Here is a 16,213-nt window from a genome sequence, read left to right as displayed (position 1 = left end):
CTTCACAAGGTATGGACTATGGATGTCAGGGCTATGGACTGCAAGGTACTTGGCGATAAGTTTCCCCAAATTCTACCACCTCAACAAAACTAAACAGTCGCAACCTACTGTGGCATTCACACTCACGTGGGGCTAGTTTATATTACTGTTATGTTGAAATTCTTAAGAAGTGCATCCATTTGTTCATATATCACAGCCCAATATGTTGATATAACCGTTTTTATATGACAAAGCCCGTCGCCATTAAACGAGCCTTACACCACCCAAATAAGCTTTAACTCATCAAAAAAGGAACTACCGAATGAAACGCAATTCACTGAAAACCGCCCTGATCGCCTCCTCACTGTTGGTAATCTCCGGCGTGAGCCAGGCGGACTGGTCCTTGGATAATGAACAATCCCAACTCAACTTCGTCTCGGTAAAGAAGTCGGCCGTGGCTGAAATTCACACCTTCAAAAGCGTTTCCGGCACGCTGTCCGACAGTGGACAAGTCAACGTAAACATTGATTTGAGCAGCGTAGACACCAAGATTCCGATCCGTGATGAGCGCTTGCTGAAAGTGTTATCTGAAGCCGGCGCATTCCCCACAGCCGAACTGACGGGGCAGGTAGACACTGCTGCGGTTAAAGCCCTCAAAGCCGGCGAATCGCTGACCCAGGACATATCCATGACTCTCAACCTGCACGGCCAGACAAACACCGTCGCGGCCACAGTGAAAGTGACCGCATTGACTAACGGCAATTTGCAAGTTGCCACCCTGCAGCCCGTCATTATCAATGCCGCCGACTTTGCCCTGGTGGCCGGTGTCAATGAACTGAAAAAACTGGCTGGCCTGCCGTCCATCAGCGCGGCCGTTCCTGTCACGGCCGAATTCGTGTTTGACGCCAAATAAGTCCGACAGCGGTTCCTCCCCCCTCCTGCACACTGCAGGAGGGCATCCCTCACTACTTGAGGTATCATAAGAATCATCAATAACCCCAGCGCCGCTAAGGCATCAGAGCCACGAGATCTATGAGTAAACTCACCCACCTGGACAGTCAGGGGCATGCCCACATGGTTGATGTTGGCCAGAAAGACGACAGCCAGCGCCAGGCCACTGCCGAAGCCTTTGTCACCATGACTCCCGAAACCCTGCAGCTCATTATTGAAGGCGGCCACAAAAAAGGTGACGTGTTTGCCGTGGCGCGCATTGCCGGTATTCAGGCGGCCAAAAAGTGCTCAGACCTGATTCCCCTCTGCCACCCCCTAATGCTGACCTCCATCAAGGTCGAGCTGCAAGCGCTACCAGAGCTCAATCAGGTCCGGATTGAGAGCACGTGCAAGCTGCGCGGCCAGACCGGTGTCGAAATGGAAGCATTGACCGCCGTCTCTGTGGCCGCACTGACCCTGTACGACATGTGCAAGGCCGTCGATAAAGGCATGGTGATCAGTCAGGTTCGCCTGCTGGACAAACAGGGCGGAAAGTCCGGCCACTGGCAAGCTAATGAGTAAAACACGACTATCCATAACAGTGACTGGAGCCGAATTTGTATGTTGAAACTGCTTTTTTTTGCCCGACTGCGTGAAGATCTGGGCACTCACGAAGAAACTCTGGAGTTACCGGAAGGGGTTACCAGCGTGGCGGCATTGCGCGAATTCCTTTGTCGTCGCGGCGACAACTGGCAAACCGCCCTGCACCGCCCCGGACTGTTTGTGGCCGTCGGCCAACAGGTCGCTGGCTGGGAAACCCCCTTACAGGGCGATGAGGAAGTGGCGTTTTTCCCACCGGTCACCGGCGGTTAACGCCCCCCATTTCACCCACCAATGCAATCGAACCGGGGAGACCAACATGATTGTCGTTCAGGAGCAGGATTTTGACCTGCAACACGAGTACGCAGCCCTGCGCCAGGACTGCCCCAGTATCGGCGCTATTGTCACGTTTGTGGGGTTGATGCGCGATTTTAACGACGGCGACAACGTCAAGTCGCTCTTCCTTGAGCACTATGCCGGGATGACGGAAAACGTTCTGGCTGACATTGTGGAAAAGGCCAAAAGCCGCTGGAATCTGCAGGCAGTGCGCATCATTCACCGGGTCGGGAATTTACTCCCCAGTGATCAAATCGTGTTTGTGGGTGTTTCCAGCGCACACCGCGGCGACGCTTTTTCGGCCTGCGAATTCATTATGGATTTCCTCAAAACCCAAGCCCCCTTCTGGAAGCGGGAACAGACCGAACAGGGTGGCCGCTGGGTCGATGCCCGCCGTTCCGATGAGGATTCTGCGCAGCGGTGGGAAAAATAAAGCACTGCGTCGATCAGCATCCCGCTAAACCCTGGAGCATTACCGGTCAGCAAGAGATTCATCATGGCAACATTTAACCCTCAGGATTACGACATCCCGGCGCATTTTCAACATTACCCGGGCGATACCGCCGAAGATTACCTGGGGCCGTTTTTCTATCACCGCGATGGCGACGTCTGCCACGCGGCCTTTCGTGTTCAGCCGCATCACTGCAACCTGTTTGGCATCACCCATGGCGGGCTGCTGATGAGCTTCGCCGACTATTGTTTGTGTATGGCCGCCTTTACCGAGGACATAGCCAGTGTGGTCACGGTGAATTGCAACAGCGATTTTGTCGGTCCATCGAAAGCCGGGGATTTGATGTTGGGGAGAGGTGACATCACCCGTCAGGGGAAAAATCTGGCGTTTACCCGTTGCACCCTGCAAGTGAACAACCAGACAATCTTAACCGCCAGCGGCGTGATCAAATTGACTCGCCGCGATAACATCCAATCCTAAACAGGCGCGTCCAATAGCCCCAGGCCCATCATCAGAGTCAGTCGGGTATCTTCTTGTTGACGTAAATATCGTAGCGGCTGGTTTTCCCACTTAACTGGTAGGTGGGGGCTTCGCTGTTTAAAAACGGCGCCTTGCGAGGCCGTTTCACCACCACGCGATACTGCGCCACTGACCTGGCCAATGGCAGCAGCTCATCGGCATCTTCATCCTTGCCCACGACTTGATGAAAAACCGCCATGTCTTTTTTCACACTGGCGGATTTACTGCGGTCGGGAAACATGGGGTCCAGATACACAATATCAATGGGGGCAATGTCCACGCCAGGAGCGCCTCCCAGCTGTGGATTGTTAGCCAGACCCAGCAAACTGTCACAAGCCAACAGGGTCATACGCTCCAGAATAGTCGCCAATTCCAGATCACCCGTCTGGCGACCGCGCCGCAGACCGTCCGCCAATAATTCCGCGACAACAGGGTTGCGCTCATGCAGCGTCAGCAGGCACCCCAAACTCGCCAACACAAAGGCGTCCTTACCCAAACCCGCCGTCGCGTCCAGTACATGCAATGGCCGACTGGCTTTCACCCCAACCGCCTTGGCAATCATCTGGCCGGCGCCACCTCCGAACTTGCGCCGGTGAGCCATGGCTCCCGCGCCAAAATCGACCCGAATGGGACCCGGCGCTTTTTTGCCCAGCTGCTGCAAAGCCAAGCCCTGCTCCGTCAGCAAGAGCACGAACCCCTCCTGTCCCGAACGGCTGAATTCGGCCCACGAATCGCTGTGCGGCAAGGACAGCCGTTTCGCCAATTCGATGGCCTGCGGCTCGATCTCCGGATGGGACTCCGAACTCTGATACACGACCGCTAATGGATACGGTGATAATGGCATAGGGGGTCTGTCGTAAAACGTCCTGGGGTTAATGAAGTACGGGTCGTTGATGATGTTCTGGTCGTTGATAAAAATCGGATGAGGTGAATGTAGCTCCGGGGTGAATCACATTCTGGGTACCGGCTACATGCAAGCCTGCCCCCCTACAACCTGACCACGAACTCGGCTCAAGGGCTTGCGGTCTCAACCAGGCCGGCGATCTGCTCCGCGGACGTTTTAAATATTCTGTCCAGCTGAACCATACGCGGCTCCGCGTCGGCGGCAGGAATGACCTGCTGACACCCGCTCAGTGTCCACTGCGCTCCCTGTTGCTGAACGAAAACCAGGTACTCCTCCCCCTTCTCCAGCTTCTGGGGGCAGTCATTGAGGCTGATCCATAACTCGACCCCCGGGCGAGACTCCCCTTTCCAAACCCGCCCCCACAGCAGTTGATAGGAAAACGCCTCAATCGCCAGCATTCCCGGGCGACTCATTGCCGGATTAATCACACTGTTCACATGTGCTATTTTCACCCGGGCAACGGCATCCGCCTGCGATGCCAGTCTTTCAGTCGAAGCGCCTTCAATCGCACGGTCAGCCGCCGGAGGTTCCGCGAAGCGGGCCTCTGCCTCATCTGCAGCCCCCGACGCTAACGGCATGCACAGCAGACACAGCAACAGCCAGATACGTTTAATCATGGTGTGTTTACCAATAAATGGGCATTTTGATGCGCGCTAGCTTACTACAAAGCCAAGGTTGGATGCGAGCCACGAGATAGGAGATGCGAGGTGCGAGATGTGAGATGCGAGATGCGAGGTGCGAGGTGCGAGGTGCGAGGTGCGAGGTGCGAGGTGCGAGGTGCGAGGTGCGAGGTGCGAGGTGCGAGGTGCGAGGTGCGAGGTGCGAGGTGCGAGATGCGAGATGCGAGATGCGAGATGCGAGATGCGAGATGCGAGATGCGAGATGCGAGATGCGAGATGCGAGATGCGAGATGCGAGATGCGAGACAGTATGAAAAAACGCCGCAGCCTGATCAACAGGCGGCGGCGTTTTTCGATTGGGCGATTGAGAAACGCCCAGCTGGTCACTGTGTCGGGAGGATTAAGAATCCAGTGGCAGCAGCTCCAGCTCTACACGACGGTTAGCCTGACGACCTTCTGCGGTGTTATTACTGGCCACAGGGTAGCGAGGACCATAGCCGTTGGTCTGAATACGACCAGAAGCCACGTTTTGTGAAATCAGGTACTGCCTGACGCTGTTTGCACGGTCTTCACTCAGGCGCTGATTCAGCTCGGCTCCGCCGGTGGAGTCAGTATGGCCAGCAACGCGAATCGCGGTACGATCAAATTCGGCCAAGACCACCGCCACAGAGTTGAGTGTTGGGTAAAAGTTACCACGAATAGCACTTTGCCCAGAATCGAACGTGATGTTACCCGGCATGATCAGCCGAATAGTGTCACCCTCACGACGAACCTGCACACCAGAACCTTGCAACTTATTGCGCAACTCTGTTTCCTGCTTATCCATGTAATAGCCAACGCCACCGCCAATCGCACCACCAGCAACCGCACCGGTCAAAGCGCCTTTGCCGCGATCTTTCTTACTTGAGGTTGCCGCCCCCACAATGGCCCCCATAACAGCACCCGCACCCGCACCGACCGAAGTATTGCTGGCTTTTTGTTCGCCCGTGTATGGATCGGTAGACATACAGCCCACCGCCAAAGTAACAAACAGTGCGATTAATATACGTGACATGATTTTCCCCTAATTTTGCTTTTGTAAAACAGCGACATCCTGTTACTACCGACGCCCCCCTGACCATAACGGCGAGCCGTGATCATGGCGACAACAAGCGCATCGAACTGCCATTTTAGAAAACTGATGTGTTAAAAAGTTTACTGAATTTCAAAACTACTACCCCAACTCTCTGCTGGCTTGCCAACAGGTGAGACTGGAATCCTTTTACTACGTCACTCTTATACACTGCCCCGTAAAAAGTGACGCGCAATTCTACCAGCCTTTGCGCAATTGCCTGCGACATGCCCCACGCTTTTCCAAACCCATCTTGTTACAATCGCGCATTCGATCATCGGGATCAGCCCCATCATTCAGGACAGCTTCATGAAACAAGGCCTAACCGCAGCCCTCAACCGTTTTAACAACATAACAACTATCGTGGTGACGTCGCTGGCACTCGCTTTTGGCCTTACAGCCTGCAGCCGCTACCAAATGACCTTCAACGAAACGGTGATGTATTCACCACAAGGTCTGTTGACAGACTTTACAACCGAAGACCCCAACCTCAGGAACTGCCTGGACCAGATGATCAAAGACGGCAATTTCACAACGTTTGCCGAAGTCACCCGCCTAATTTGCAGCCATGCCGGCCTAACCAGCCTGAAAGGTTTGGAAGCCTTCACCAACCTTCGTGAAATCAACCTGGAAAATAACCAGATTTCGAGCATCACGCCGCTGCAGCACCTGTCCAAACTGGAAGTCGTCATACTCAATGACAATCACCTGGTTCAGGTGCCAGAGCTGCTGACCCTTCCCGCCCTGAAAGAAGTCAAACTGGAGAACAACCCCGTTTTGGAGTGCGGTGATCTGCACCAACTGCAACAAAACAGCAGCAGTAAACTGCAGCTGCCTGGACAGTGTCGCTGAAAGAGACTGAACAAAGCCTTAATGAATCCCCCCGTCAAACTGCATGGACTATTCAGCGGCCAATGCCTCTGACAGTCCGGGCAATAGGTTAAAGATTGTCGGGGATAAACATCAAGCCGGCCGTATTTCGGTGGTGATGCACAATCTGCATCTTGACGGGCTCGGCATTAATGGGCCCAACCATCTTTTTGAAACGCACTTCGACGATGGTACCCACCGGCGGCACCTGATAATTTTCAATCAGAACTGACGCTCCACCATCGGAGATATCCCTGGCAAACCCAATGATGGTGCCAAAAGCCGGGTGCGTCATCTCAACTCTTATAGAAGTCGGTTTGCGCTCAAATTGACGGCGTTCATCCACTGTTATCACGTCTTCTTGCCTCCTGCTCAAAGATTGAGACTTTCTGGTTTAAGCTTTCAATCAAACCATATTTAAGACCTTCGATAAAGTCAGCGGCCCCCTTAATTATGAGATGACAACATCGTATTGGCATCGAATAGGCCCGCTCACCACAACCTTGTCGCCGAAAGCATCAGTCATAAATCATGAGTTATCCACTGTAACTGTGGATAACTCTGTGGATCCCGCTTGGGCATCTGCCCTGACCCCCCGCTGTCACAGACTTATGACAACCTGGATACAATGTGACCACATAAGGGTTTTTCTTTATGCTTCAGTGAGTTACATTTTTTTGCAAAGGTTTTATCGGGATAGCAATAGATTCAGGCGAAAGCTCAAAAATAAATAGTGCAGATGTGGACAAAAGCTGTCAGGTCTGACAGGTTGCCAATAATGAAGCGCGAAAGTGTGCACCCACTAGCCGGCATTTACACGCATGACCTGGGTCGCACTCACGCACCTCAGACCTGGATCCAGTCGAACCCTTCGTCCTGACAGGCATAAGTGACCTGCTCAATGCTCGCAGTCACCTCTGCCAGAACTTCCTGGGCACGATCAAGGGAGTTGTTCTTCTGGCTGATGTGCCCCACGACCAGACATTTCAGGCGCTCGGCATCTGCCCGCGTCAAAAAGCCAGCCGCCTGCTGATTGCTCAAATGCCCCCAAGGTCCACCGACTCTCTGCTTGAGAGAGGGCGGGTACGGGCCGTAGGCCAACATCTGCGGATCGTGATTAGCCTCCAACAGAAGCGCATCGCAGTTGTAGAAGTAGGCTTCTACATGCGCGCTGATACTGCCAAGGTCCGTTAAGATCCCCAGGCGCTTACCGTCGGCCTGAAAAATAAACTGGGCGGGCTCCCGGGCATCGTGCGGAACAGCAACAGGCTGGACCTCCAAATCCCCAAAATGAAAGGACTGATAACCCTGAATCAGGTTTAACTCAGACAATTTGCCGAGATCCCGGCTGTGAAAAGTCCCCGGCGTCATGTACACCGGCAACTTGTATTTACGCGCTAGTGGCGGCACGCCTTTCAAGTGATCGGCGTGCTCATGCGTCACCAGAATGGCGGTAACGTCAGCCACAGACCGACCCAACCGCTCGATACGCCGCTCCACCTCTTTGATAGTGAAACCACAATCAACCAATAAAAGGTGATCCCGCCACTCAACCAGAGTGCCGTTACCCCGGCTGCCACTTCCCAGCGAAGCAAACCTCATCGCCGCCACTGGGATTAAATCAGGTTGTTACGAATGATATTCAGCAGTTTTTTCGCATCCCGAGCCGGCAGGTTACGCGCGTAACCGTCGCGAATTCGGACTTTGATGTCATCGCCGCTACCGCGAACGACCACCAGGTAACCCGGAACATCTTTTAACTTTTCAGCCGATGTGCTCGACACGCTGCTGAAAATCTGACGATTCTCGGCCGTATCATCGAGTTGCAAATGCGCCAGGACTTCTCTCAGAGAATATGGACTGGAGGCGCGCGGCTCTTCATCGCCACCAAACAATCCACTGAAGAAACCGGGCTCATCGTCACCCTCTTCGGTGGCTGCAGGGTCAAAGTTGACATAGTAAACACCGACCACATCGTCACTTTCCCACAGAGTGAAACCATCCTGATTGACGGCATGACCTACCGTCGCCCAGGCACGGGCGTAATCCAGCATCAGGTGCAAGTAAGGCTCGCCCTGACCCGCTTCCAGATTAACCTTGCCGCTCAAGCCAATGGTTTGAGCCAGCAGCGAGGCCGCCTGCCCACTACCCCCGTCACTGGCGATGGTGGCTGCCAGCTCATCCATCATCCAGGCTTCACGCTCCAGATTGGCCGATGAAGCCGGCCAGTTTACCTGCCCGCGCCCGGGAGTGTCCTGCGCCACACTCATGTGCAACACATGAATTTCAGTGCTGTCGGGCTGCACACCCTGCTCAATTTGAAGGCGATACTTGTCTTTGAATTCTTCATCCCCTTTGAACTTCAGCCAGCCGGTTTCAATGACCCCGTTGGTGGCATCCGTGTAGACCACTTCCAGATTATTTCTGGACAGAAAGCTTCTCACTTGAGGCCAGACTTCGGCTGGAGAGGCACTGACCAGAATCCAGCGTTTTTCACCCAGCTTCTGAATTTTTACCCGATCGGTAAAGGCACTGTCTGAAAGCGCTTGCGGCCGGGGCACCTCAAAAGTGCCACTGAAGTCCACCTCTTTATTGCTGATTTGGGGAACCACATACAACTGCTGAATGCCTTGCTCACTGACACCTGCAGGCAACTTCATAGGGGGAACCATATCGGCATTCAAATAGTCATCGCCACGGTCACGAAAAAAGCCTTCCTGACCAAACAGTGAACTACAACCCGACACACCCCCAACCGCGGCCAACAAAGCGACACGCAAAACCAAACGATTCATCATTATTTTTTCATCTTGTCATCAAAGGATCTTGGATCAGAATCTTACAGTAGATCAGCGCCCTTCAGGGCATCGCGTACCTGCTGATGATAGCTATCCGCTAATGGCGTCAAAGGCAAACGTATTCCAGCCTGCATCAGGCCCATCTCAGCCACAGCCCATTTCACGGGAATCGGATTGGATTCCACAAACATCGCATGGTGCACCGGCAGTAAGCGCTGGTGAATCGCCCGGGCTTCGTCGGCTTTGCCAGCGATCGCCAACTCACACATTTTCGCGATTTCCGCCGGCGCGACGTTGGCCGTGACACTGATGTTGCCTTTACCACCCAGTAGCATCAGCTCTACCGCCGTCAAGTCATCACCAGAAACCACCAGGAAATCATCCGGGGTGTTCTCCAGCAACCAGCTGACGCGGTCCAGCTCACCGGTCGCTTCTTTCACACCAATGATATTGTCAATGGCCGACAGGCGGGCAATGGTCTCAGGCAGCATATCCACACCGGTACGACCCGGTACGTTATAAAGCATCTGCGGCAACGCTACCGCTTTGGCTATGGCCTGATGATGGAGAAACAAGCCCTCCTGGGTAGGCTTGTTGTAATAAGGCGTGACGGATAAGCCGGCATCCGCACCCGCCCCTTTGGCGGACAGAGAGAGCTCAATCGCTTCGGAGGTAGAGTTTGCGCCGGTCCCGGCAATCACCGGAATACGCCCATTAACCTGGTCAACCACCTTTCGGATGACCTGCAGGTGCTCACTGACGTTTAACGTAGCGGACTCCCCCGTCGTACCCACTGCAACAATGGCATGGGTACCTTTTTCCAGGTGCCAGTCCACTAATTTATGGAGTCCTTCCCAGTCCAGCTGGCCATCTGCTGTCATTGGGGTTACCAGGGCAACCATACTGCCTTGAAACATGCACTATCTCCGTCAGGGTAAAGCAAAAGCGGTATGTTACTGACGCCCTAACCCCGACACAAGTTCCCATGCCATTTTCTTTTCTTTATTCGGCAGATAAGGGTGGGTAAAACCGGATCTGGCTGACAAATCCCTAAATCAACCTGCGCCAGAGCGCCCCGCAGGCGCTCATACCGGCGGGGATGAGAGATCCCCGGAGCAGCGGGCCTGTCGTCCTCCAGAGGCATTGGCAGGATCTGGGGGGGACCAGAGGGAGGGGCCGGGCTTGACTCAGAGGCCAGCCTCGAATCGGACGGAGCCGCTTAATAACGCAAACGCGCATCCAGCTGGTCCACGACTTCAGCCCAGTCTGCGTCATCTTCCAGCGCCTCTTTCAGGAAGCGGGCCTGGTTGGCATTCCAAAACGACGCCTCCGCCAGTGCCTGGCTTTTTTCCAGGCGATGCTGGGCAATGAAGCCCTCAATATCACTGTCTTGATGGGGCAAGCCCAATTGCTGAAACAACGTCGTCATTGAGTGCAGACTGGTGTCCATGGTGTGCCTTCCTCCCGGTGAATGAACGCTTTTTTACAGTATAGACACCCTACATCAGACCCCCACCAATGCCAGTGCTTATGGCGCAGAATTCGGATTTCTCCGGTGTATTTCCTCGATGTCCGCCTGCAGTTCCGGCTCCAGAACCAGATCCCAGCTGTCGATGTTGGACTTTAACTGCGCCATTGAGGTCGCCCCAATGATATTGCTGGTGACAAACTCCTGACGGGTAACAAACGCCAGCGCCATTTGCGCGGGGTCCAGCCCGTATTTCCGGGCCAGCGCCACATAGTCGGCCACGGCGGCCTCGGTGCGCTCATTACTGTAGCGGGTAAACCGCTCGAACAGCGTCATCCGGGCTCCTTCCGGCCGCTGGCCATGCAGGTACTTGCCACTCAACACGCCTCCGCCGAGCGGAGAATAGGCCAGCAGCCCCATCTGCTCACGCATGGAAACCTCCGCCAGGCCAATTTCATAGCTGCGATTCACCAGGCAATATGGGTTTTGAATAGACACCGGAACGGGCAAATCAAACTCTTTGGCCAGCGACAAGTAGCTCATCGCCCCCCAGGGCGTCTCATTCGACAGACCAATGTGGCGCACCTTGCCCTGCTGCACCAATTCCGCCAGCGCCTCCAGCGTCTCTCGCAACGAGATGCCATCGTCAGCGCCATGGCGATAATCCAGCTTGCCAAAAAAGTTGGTCTCACGCTCCGGCCAGTGCAACTGGTAAAGATCGAGATAATCAGTCTGCAAGCGCTGCAAAGACGAATCGATGGCCTGCTGGATGTGGGCCTTGCTGAGCCGCGGCCCACCGCGAACGTGCTGGACGCCCGGATTGTTGTCGCCGCGCCCGGTGACCTTGCTCGCCAGAACGATCTTGTCCCGCGCCCCGCGGCTGGCCAGCCAGTTACCGATGTACGTTTCGGTCAGACCGAAGGTCTCCGCGCGAGGCGGCACAGGGTACATCTCCGCCGTATCAAAAAAATTCACTCCTCGCGTCAGGGCATAATCCATCTGCTCAAACGCCTGCGCCTCGGTATTCTGCTGCCCCCAGGTCATGGTCCCCAAGGCAATGGCACTAACTTGGACGTCGGTTTTACCTAATTGGCGGTATTCCATGGGTAGTTTCTCCTTAAAATAATGGATGGGTTCAGACTCTACTAGCGGCATGTGGCTGAGTTAGGGCCTGTCGCTGATGCAGGGCCGCAGCACCTTGCCGTCAAACAATTCCCGCAATTACGGCAGAAACTTACTCAATGATTTCCCAGATTTCTTCGCCCACGATCCAGTGTTTTTCGTGGTGCTTGGTCGCCTTGCCATCGTGAACCAGCTTCTGCAAATGGGACCACAGGGCAATGTGTGTGCCCTTGATCAAGTCCCCTTCCACCTCAGGGTAGACCAGCGGTGCCAGTTCTTCGATGGTGCCTTTTTTCATGGATTGCAACACACTCAAGGCCTTGTGCTCACGGGACAAGCGGTGGTCGTAAAGCTCCTGAAACACCTTGTCGGGGTCGGACAACAAATGTCCGTGCGCCGGCGCCAGCAATTCGATGCCCGTGCCTTTGAGCTTGTCCAGTGACTCCAGGTATTCCCACATGGTACCGCCGTGTGGCGGAATGATCACCACGGTAGCTCCTTGCATAATATGATCCCCGGCAAACAACATTTGCTCTTGCTGCAGCAAAAAGCAGACGTGGCGTTTAAGATGCCCAGGCGTGTAAATCGCTTTTATCTGATAGTCACCGCAATCAATGATTTCCCCGTCTGCCACATCCCGCTCAGGGGTAAAGGTGGTATCCAGATGCTCCAGATCCGGATTCACCGTCAGGCCAATCATCTGTGCACCGGTGGCATCGGCCAGAGGTTTAGCGGCCGGGGAGTGGTCCTCATGGCCGTGGGTCGCCAGAATCCGGTCAATCTTGCCATCGGTCGCCTTGAGAATCGCCTCAATGTGCGCCGGTTCGTTGGGTCCCGGATCGACCACCGTAAAGCGATCGGTGCCGATGAGGTAAGTGTTGGTGCCCGGACCGGTAAACAAGCTGGGGTTGTTGGCCGTTATACGTTTAACCAAAGGCGAAAGGACAACAGGTTCATCGTAAATCAGGTCAAAATGAACCAGTGTGGTGTGTATGTCGGCCATAGCTATTCCTGCATCGTGAAGTCTTCGGTGGCTCTTTAGCCACCCTGACAATGGGGCTGAACCAGACAAGGCTAACAATTTACGGGGGCTTAGGGAAAGTTGAAACGCAGATTTGTCAGATTTAACCGGCTAACCTGGCAAAAACAGATGCAAAAACGGCCGAGTGATTCGGCCGTTTTAACTGAAGAACAAGCTCAATTACTGCCGCTTACTTGAAGTTACCCTCAACCATCGGGTCCGTATCGGTCTCATAATCAACGCCGTCCCAGCCAAAGCCGAACAACTTGAGAAATTCCTCGCTGTAACCCTTGTAATCCGTCAAATCGAACAGGTTTTCTTCGGTCACCTGTGGCCACAAAGCTTCGATCTTCGCCTGAGTTTCGGGGCGCAACTCAAGGTTGTCCATGCGATAGCGATTTTGCTCGTCCAGGCGTGGGGCGTCCGCATACAAACCTTCGGTAAACAAACGGTACAACTGCTCAATACAGCCTTCGTGTGTGCCCTCTTCTTTCATCACCTTGTAGACCAGCGAGATGTACAGCGGCATGATTGGAATCGCCGAGCTGGACTGAGTCACCAGGGCCTTCAGCACCGAGACATTGGCCTTGCCATGCACCGGGGCCAACTGTTCATTAATGGCTTTGGCCGCGCGATCGAGGTCCTCTTTGGCTTTGCCGATGGTGGCGTGGCCATAAATAGGCCAGGTCAATTTTTCACCGAGGTAGGTGTAGGCCACGGTGTTGCACTTTTCGGCCAGCAAATCCGCCTCTTTCAGCGCCTCAATCCACAGCTCCCAATCTTCACCGCCCATGACTTTAACGGTCTGGACAATCTCTTCTTCGTTGGCCGGCTCGACGGTGATGTCGGTAATGGTCAAGGTATCGGTGTTCAGGTTCTTCGCCGTATAACCTTCGTTAATAGGCTTCAGCACGCTGGAATAGACTTCACCGGTTTTGGGGTCCTGGCGACGAGGCGCTCCCAGGCTGTAGACAATCAGGTCCACCTTACCCATGTTTTCTTTCAACAGGGCAATGGCTTTCTCTTTGCATTCGTCCGAAAAGGCATCGCCATTGATGCTTTCGGCGTACAAGCCCTCTGCCTTGGCAGCGTTCTCAAAGGCGACGGTGTTGTAATAGCCGGCTGAAGCGGTGCGCTTCTCGGTCGGCGGCTTTTCAAAGCACACCCCTAAGGTATTGGCACCACCACCAAAGGCCGCTGTAATCCGGGATGCCAAACCATAACCATTGGAGCAGCCAATCACCAGAACATTCTTGGGCGCACCGGCAATGGCGCCCTGGTCTTTGATGTATTCAATCTGCTCCTGAACGTGGGCAGCGCAACCTTGTGGATGAGCCGTTGTACAAATAAAGCCACGAACCTTGGGTTTAATTATCATGTTTCAATCCCGTAAGAATGATTGCTGGAGTAACGGGCAATTGGAGCAACTCCCCTGCCTCGATTTATGGTCTAGATGGATGGCTATTTCAAGCGCCACTGGCTGGACATTATAGTCACCCACGTCCGAGAAAACAGTGATTTCCCTCCATTGCGGCCAACTAACTGTCTGATTTTCCGTTCAGGCTGGCTATAATGCCCACCCTATTCCCCACAATCACCAGGCTGTACCCATGTTCAAACTGCGCTACAACACTCCCCCCGAATGGGCTCAAATCGTCATCGAGCAGATGGATGCTTTTCTGGTCGACCACGCCGCCGCCGAAAAGAAGGCGTCGGGCATGGCCATTTCCATGTTGTCGCACTACCCGGATCGTACCAAGCTGGTCAAAGCCATGATCGATCTCTCCATCGAAGAAATGACCCACTTTCGCGAAGTGGTGAAAATTATGACCGAGCGCGGCCTGCAGCTGGGGGCGGATGAAAAGGACCCCTACATCAACGCCTTCCGCAAAGTGATGCGCAAAGGCAGCGAGGTGTATTTTCTGGATCGCCTGTTAACCGCCGGCATCATTGAAGCCCGTGGTTGTGAACGCTTTGGCCTGGTCGGCGAGGCCCTGCCCGCAGGAAAATTACAGGAGTTTTACCAGGCCATTGCCAAATCGGAAGCGAAACACAACCGTCTGTTCATCGATCTTGCCGCTGAATATTTCCCCCAAGCCGAAATCGACCAGCGCATGGACGAACTGCTCGACATTGAGGCCGGGATCGTTAAATCCCTGCCCTTACGACCCGCCTTGCACTGAACCCCAAGGCGATCATGCAGAAATGAGCGCAACCGTAAAATACCTCAGCCAATACGCCGAAGTCGAAGTGCGTGAGCTGGCCACCTGGCCTGACGCCAGTCGATACCAGCACGCGCTGGTCATCCCCGCTTACGACGAACCCTTCGGGTTTATCCAGCAGCTGCTCCACCGCCACCCGACCCCAGATTCGGTGCTGGTAATTCTGGTGATCAACCGGCCCGATCACATTGACGCCTGTGCGGCCAATGACCAGCTATTCAAAACACTCTCCGACACACTGCCCATACAGTGGGCACAGGGCACACTGAGCCTCTACGGCAACCCTCAGCGCGGGGTGCTCTGTGTCGATCGTCACCATCACCCCATCCCGAAAAAACAGGGCGTGGGCCTAGCCCGAAAAATTGGCTGTGACCTGGCCGCCCAATTGATTGCCGACGGCTTCATTGCCTCACCCTGGATCCACAGCACGGATGCCGACGCCTTCCTGCCCGACGAATATTTCAACGCAGCGCAACAACTGGCAGAAAACAGCGCGGCTGCCACCTACGATTTCCAGCACCGCCGCGGTAAAGACCTGACCAGTCAGGCCACCGAACACTATGAGCGCACCCTGCACCACTATGTTAACGGTTTAAAACACGCGGGCTCACCCTATGCCTACCACACCATCGGCAGCATTTTAGTACTGAATCACAAACACTATTGCCAGGCCCGCGGCTTTCCCAAACGCTCCGGCGGCGAAGACTTTTACCTGCTCAACAAACTGGCCAAGCTGGGCGCCATTGAACACCTGACCGCCAGAGTGGAACTGCAACCACGACTGTCCCACCGGGTCCCCTTCGGCACCGGACCGGCCACCCTGAAAATCCTGCACGCGCTGGAAGAAGATCAGCCCGTACTCAGTTACGACCCGGTCATTTTTGATCACCTGCAAGAGTGTCTTGCGACGCTTACCGCGGCGATCACCAGTGCAGAGCCGCCCGCAGCAGCCCTGCTCCGACTGCCCGCCATCACTCAGTCGGCTCTCGCCAGTCTGGACTTTCCACAGTGCCTGAAACACCTGCAACAAAACCCGAACCCTGACTGGCAAAGCCAACACTTCCACCACTGGCTGGACGCCTTCCGAACATTGAAATTTGTGCGTTTTTTGCAGGCGGAGGCGTTTCCGCCAAAGCCGCTCTAGCGAGTGGCGAGTGGCGAGTGGCGAGTGGCGAGTGGCGAGTGGCGAGTGGCGAGTCAGCCCAGACTACCCTCTCTGGCGGCGCCATCCACACTGAGTGAGAAGTAAATAAAATCCACAAA

General features: G+C 54.6%; 19 protein-coding genes. 8 read left to right on the top strand and 11 right to left on the bottom strand.

Features of this window, described 5'->3' with window-relative positions; all coding sequences use genetic code 11:
* Positions 1-301: 301 nt before the first annotated feature.
* The 5 genes from G8770_RS06315 (at position 302) to G8770_RS06295 (ending at position 2,776) form a co-directional block, all read left to right on the top strand.
* Positions 302-892, top strand: coding sequence for a YceI family protein (locus G8770_RS06315; RefSeq protein ID WP_167183394.1), 591 nt, complete (start codon positions 302-304; stop codon positions 890-892).
* Positions 893-1,011: 119 nt separating this feature from the next.
* Positions 1,012-1,491, top strand: a complete 480-nt coding sequence (moaC, locus tag G8770_RS06310) for a cyclic pyranopterin monophosphate synthase MoaC (RefSeq protein WP_167183391.1) — start codon at positions 1,012-1,014, stop codon at positions 1,489-1,491.
* Positions 1,492-1,530: 39 nt separating this feature from the next.
* A complete protein-coding gene (moaD, locus tag G8770_RS06305; RefSeq protein WP_167183388.1) occupies positions 1,531-1,782 on the top strand; it encodes a molybdopterin converting factor subunit 1 in 252 nt (83 codons plus the stop codon).
* A gap of 46 nt (positions 1,783-1,828) precedes the next feature.
* Positions 1,829-2,278, top strand: coding sequence for a molybdopterin synthase catalytic subunit MoaE (gene moaE, locus G8770_RS06300; RefSeq protein ID WP_167183385.1), 450 nt, complete (start codon positions 1,829-1,831; stop codon positions 2,276-2,278).
* A gap of 63 nt (positions 2,279-2,341) precedes the next feature.
* Positions 2,342-2,776 carry a PaaI family thioesterase gene (locus G8770_RS06295; RefSeq protein WP_167183382.1) on the top strand — a complete coding sequence of 145 codons (435 nt, stop codon included), beginning with the start codon at positions 2,342-2,344 and terminating at the stop codon, positions 2,774-2,776.
* A gap of 37 nt (positions 2,777-2,813) precedes the next feature.
* Here G8770_RS06295 and G8770_RS06290 read toward each other — a convergent pair whose 3' ends face one another.
* The 3 genes from G8770_RS06290 to G8770_RS06280 all read right to left on the bottom strand — a co-directional run bounded on the left by G8770_RS06290 (position 2,814) and on the right by G8770_RS06280 (position 5,392).
* A complete protein-coding gene (locus G8770_RS06290) occupies positions 2,814-3,659 on the bottom strand; it encodes a class I SAM-dependent methyltransferase (RefSeq protein WP_167183378.1) in 846 nt (281 codons plus the stop codon).
* A gap of 167 nt (positions 3,660-3,826) precedes the next feature.
* Complete coding sequence (locus G8770_RS06285) at positions 3,827-4,336, bottom strand: hypothetical protein (RefSeq protein WP_167183375.1); 510 nt, start codon at positions 4,334-4,336, stop codon at positions 3,827-3,829.
* Between the two features lie 402 nt (positions 4,337-4,738).
* Positions 4,739-5,392, bottom strand: coding sequence for a YiaD family glycine zipper/OmpA-like lipoprotein (locus tag G8770_RS06280; RefSeq protein ID WP_167183372.1), 654 nt, complete (start codon positions 5,390-5,392; stop codon positions 4,739-4,741).
* Between the two features lie 366 nt (positions 5,393-5,758).
* Between G8770_RS06280 and G8770_RS06275 the strand changes: the two genes are divergently transcribed.
* Positions 5,759-6,301: a leucine-rich repeat domain-containing protein gene (locus G8770_RS06275; RefSeq protein ID WP_167183369.1), complete on the top strand. Its 543-nt coding sequence runs from the start codon at positions 5,759-5,761 to the stop codon at positions 6,299-6,301.
* Between the two features lie 88 nt (positions 6,302-6,389).
* Here the strand turns inward: G8770_RS06275 and G8770_RS06270 are convergent, their stop codons facing one another.
* From G8770_RS06270 to fabV, 8 genes are all read right to left on the bottom strand, one after another.
* A complete protein-coding gene (locus tag G8770_RS06270) occupies positions 6,390-6,674 on the bottom strand; it encodes a PilZ domain-containing protein (protein ID WP_341771092.1) in 285 nt (94 codons plus the stop codon).
* Positions 6,675-7,165: 491 nt separating this feature from the next.
* Entirely contained in the window at positions 7,166-7,921 is a 756-nt protein-coding gene (locus tag G8770_RS06265) for an MBL fold metallo-hydrolase (RefSeq protein WP_167183366.1), read from the bottom strand.
* A 14-nt stretch (positions 7,922-7,935) separates the two neighbouring features.
* Positions 7,936-9,117, bottom strand: a complete 1,182-nt coding sequence (gene bamC / locus G8770_RS06260) for an outer membrane protein assembly factor BamC (RefSeq protein WP_167183363.1) — start codon at positions 9,115-9,117, stop codon at positions 7,936-7,938.
* A gap of 41 nt (positions 9,118-9,158) precedes the next feature.
* Entirely contained in the window at positions 9,159-10,034 is an 876-nt protein-coding gene (dapA, locus tag G8770_RS06255; protein ID WP_167183360.1) for a 4-hydroxy-tetrahydrodipicolinate synthase, read from the bottom strand.
* Positions 10,035-10,336: 302 nt separating this feature from the next.
* Positions 10,337-10,567, bottom strand: coding sequence for a DUF2789 domain-containing protein (locus G8770_RS06250; protein WP_167183357.1), 231 nt, complete (start codon positions 10,565-10,567; stop codon positions 10,337-10,339).
* Positions 10,568-10,645: 78 nt separating this feature from the next.
* Positions 10,646-11,689: an NADP(H)-dependent aldo-keto reductase gene (locus G8770_RS06245; protein ID WP_167183354.1), complete on the bottom strand. Its 1,044-nt coding sequence runs from the start codon at positions 11,687-11,689 to the stop codon at positions 10,646-10,648.
* A 130-nt stretch (positions 11,690-11,819) separates the two neighbouring features.
* On the bottom strand, positions 11,820-12,710 hold the full coding sequence (locus G8770_RS06240) for an MBL fold metallo-hydrolase (RefSeq protein WP_167183351.1): 891 nt from the start codon (positions 12,708-12,710) through the stop codon (positions 11,820-11,822).
* Positions 12,711-12,918: 208 nt separating this feature from the next.
* Positions 12,919-14,106 carry an enoyl-ACP reductase FabV gene (gene fabV / locus G8770_RS06235; RefSeq protein WP_167183348.1) on the bottom strand — a complete coding sequence of 396 codons (1,188 nt, stop codon included), beginning with the start codon at positions 14,104-14,106 and terminating at the stop codon, positions 12,919-12,921.
* A gap of 232 nt (positions 14,107-14,338) precedes the next feature.
* Between fabV and G8770_RS06230 the strand changes: the two genes are divergently transcribed.
* Together G8770_RS06230 and G8770_RS06225 are read left to right on the top strand one after the other, a co-directional pair.
* Positions 14,339-14,911 (top strand): MiaE family protein, encoded by a 573-nt coding sequence (locus tag G8770_RS06230; RefSeq protein WP_167183345.1) that lies wholly within the window; start codon positions 14,339-14,341, stop codon positions 14,909-14,911.
* A gap of 22 nt (positions 14,912-14,933) precedes the next feature.
* On the top strand, positions 14,934-16,094 hold the full coding sequence (locus G8770_RS06225; RefSeq protein ID WP_167183342.1) for a hypothetical protein: 1,161 nt from the start codon (positions 14,934-14,936) through the stop codon (positions 16,092-16,094).
* Positions 16,095-16,213: the final 119 nt, after the last annotated feature.

The sequence above is a fragment of the Pseudomaricurvus hydrocarbonicus genome, from assembly GCF_011602365.1.
In the GTDB taxonomy this organism is placed as follows: domain Bacteria; phylum Pseudomonadota; class Gammaproteobacteria; order Pseudomonadales; family Cellvibrionaceae; genus Pseudomaricurvus; species Pseudomaricurvus hydrocarbonicus.
The sequence above is the reverse complement of the archived record's forward strand: the minus strand, read 5'-3'. Positions and strand labels throughout refer to the sequence as shown.

Coding starts and splice junctions, on each gene's coding strand:
- dapA (WP_167183360.1), bottom strand. CDS start 10,034: ATGTTTCAAGGCAGTATGGTTGCCCTGGTAACCCCAATGACAGCAGAT.
- G8770_RS06240 (WP_167183351.1), bottom strand. CDS start 12,710: ATGGCCGACATACACACCACACTGGTTCATTTTGACCTGATTTACGAT.
- moaD (WP_167183388.1), top strand. CDS start 1,531: ATGTTGAAACTGCTTTTTTTTGCCCGACTGCGTGAAGATCTGGGCACT.
- G8770_RS06295 (WP_167183382.1), top strand. CDS start 2,342: ATGGCAACATTTAACCCTCAGGATTACGACATCCCGGCGCATTTTCAA.
- G8770_RS06265 (WP_167183366.1), bottom strand. CDS start 7,921: ATGAGGTTTGCTTCGCTGGGAAGTGGCAGCCGGGGTAACGGCACTCTG.
- moaE (WP_167183385.1), top strand. CDS start 1,829: ATGATTGTCGTTCAGGAGCAGGATTTTGACCTGCAACACGAGTACGCA.
- bamC (WP_167183363.1), bottom strand. CDS start 9,117: ATGATGAATCGTTTGGTTTTGCGTGTCGCTTTGTTGGCCGCGGTTGGG.
- G8770_RS06230 (WP_167183345.1), top strand. CDS start 14,339: ATGTTCAAACTGCGCTACAACACTCCCCCCGAATGGGCTCAAATCGTC.
- G8770_RS06275 (WP_167183369.1), top strand. CDS start 5,759: ATGAAACAAGGCCTAACCGCAGCCCTCAACCGTTTTAACAACATAACA.
- G8770_RS06315 (WP_167183394.1), top strand. CDS start 302: ATGAAACGCAATTCACTGAAAACCGCCCTGATCGCCTCCTCACTGTTG.
- G8770_RS06290 (WP_167183378.1), bottom strand. CDS start 3,659: ATGCCATTATCACCGTATCCATTAGCGGTCGTGTATCAGAGTTCGGAG.
- G8770_RS06225 (WP_167183342.1), top strand. CDS start 14,934: ATGAGCGCAACCGTAAAATACCTCAGCCAATACGCCGAAGTCGAAGTG.
- G8770_RS06280 (WP_167183372.1), bottom strand. CDS start 5,392: ATGTCACGTATATTAATCGCACTGTTTGTTACTTTGGCGGTGGGCTGT.
- G8770_RS06250 (WP_167183357.1), bottom strand. CDS start 10,567: ATGGACACCAGTCTGCACTCAATGACGACGTTGTTTCAGCAATTGGGC.
- fabV (WP_167183348.1), bottom strand. CDS start 14,106: ATGATAATTAAACCCAAGGTTCGTGGCTTTATTTGTACAACGGCTCAT.
- G8770_RS06245 (WP_167183354.1), bottom strand. CDS start 11,689: ATGGAATACCGCCAATTAGGTAAAACCGACGTCCAAGTTAGTGCCATT.
- moaC (WP_167183391.1), top strand. CDS start 1,012: ATGAGTAAACTCACCCACCTGGACAGTCAGGGGCATGCCCACATGGTT.
- G8770_RS06285 (WP_167183375.1), bottom strand. CDS start 4,336: ATGATTAAACGTATCTGGCTGTTGCTGTGTCTGCTGTGCATGCCGTTA.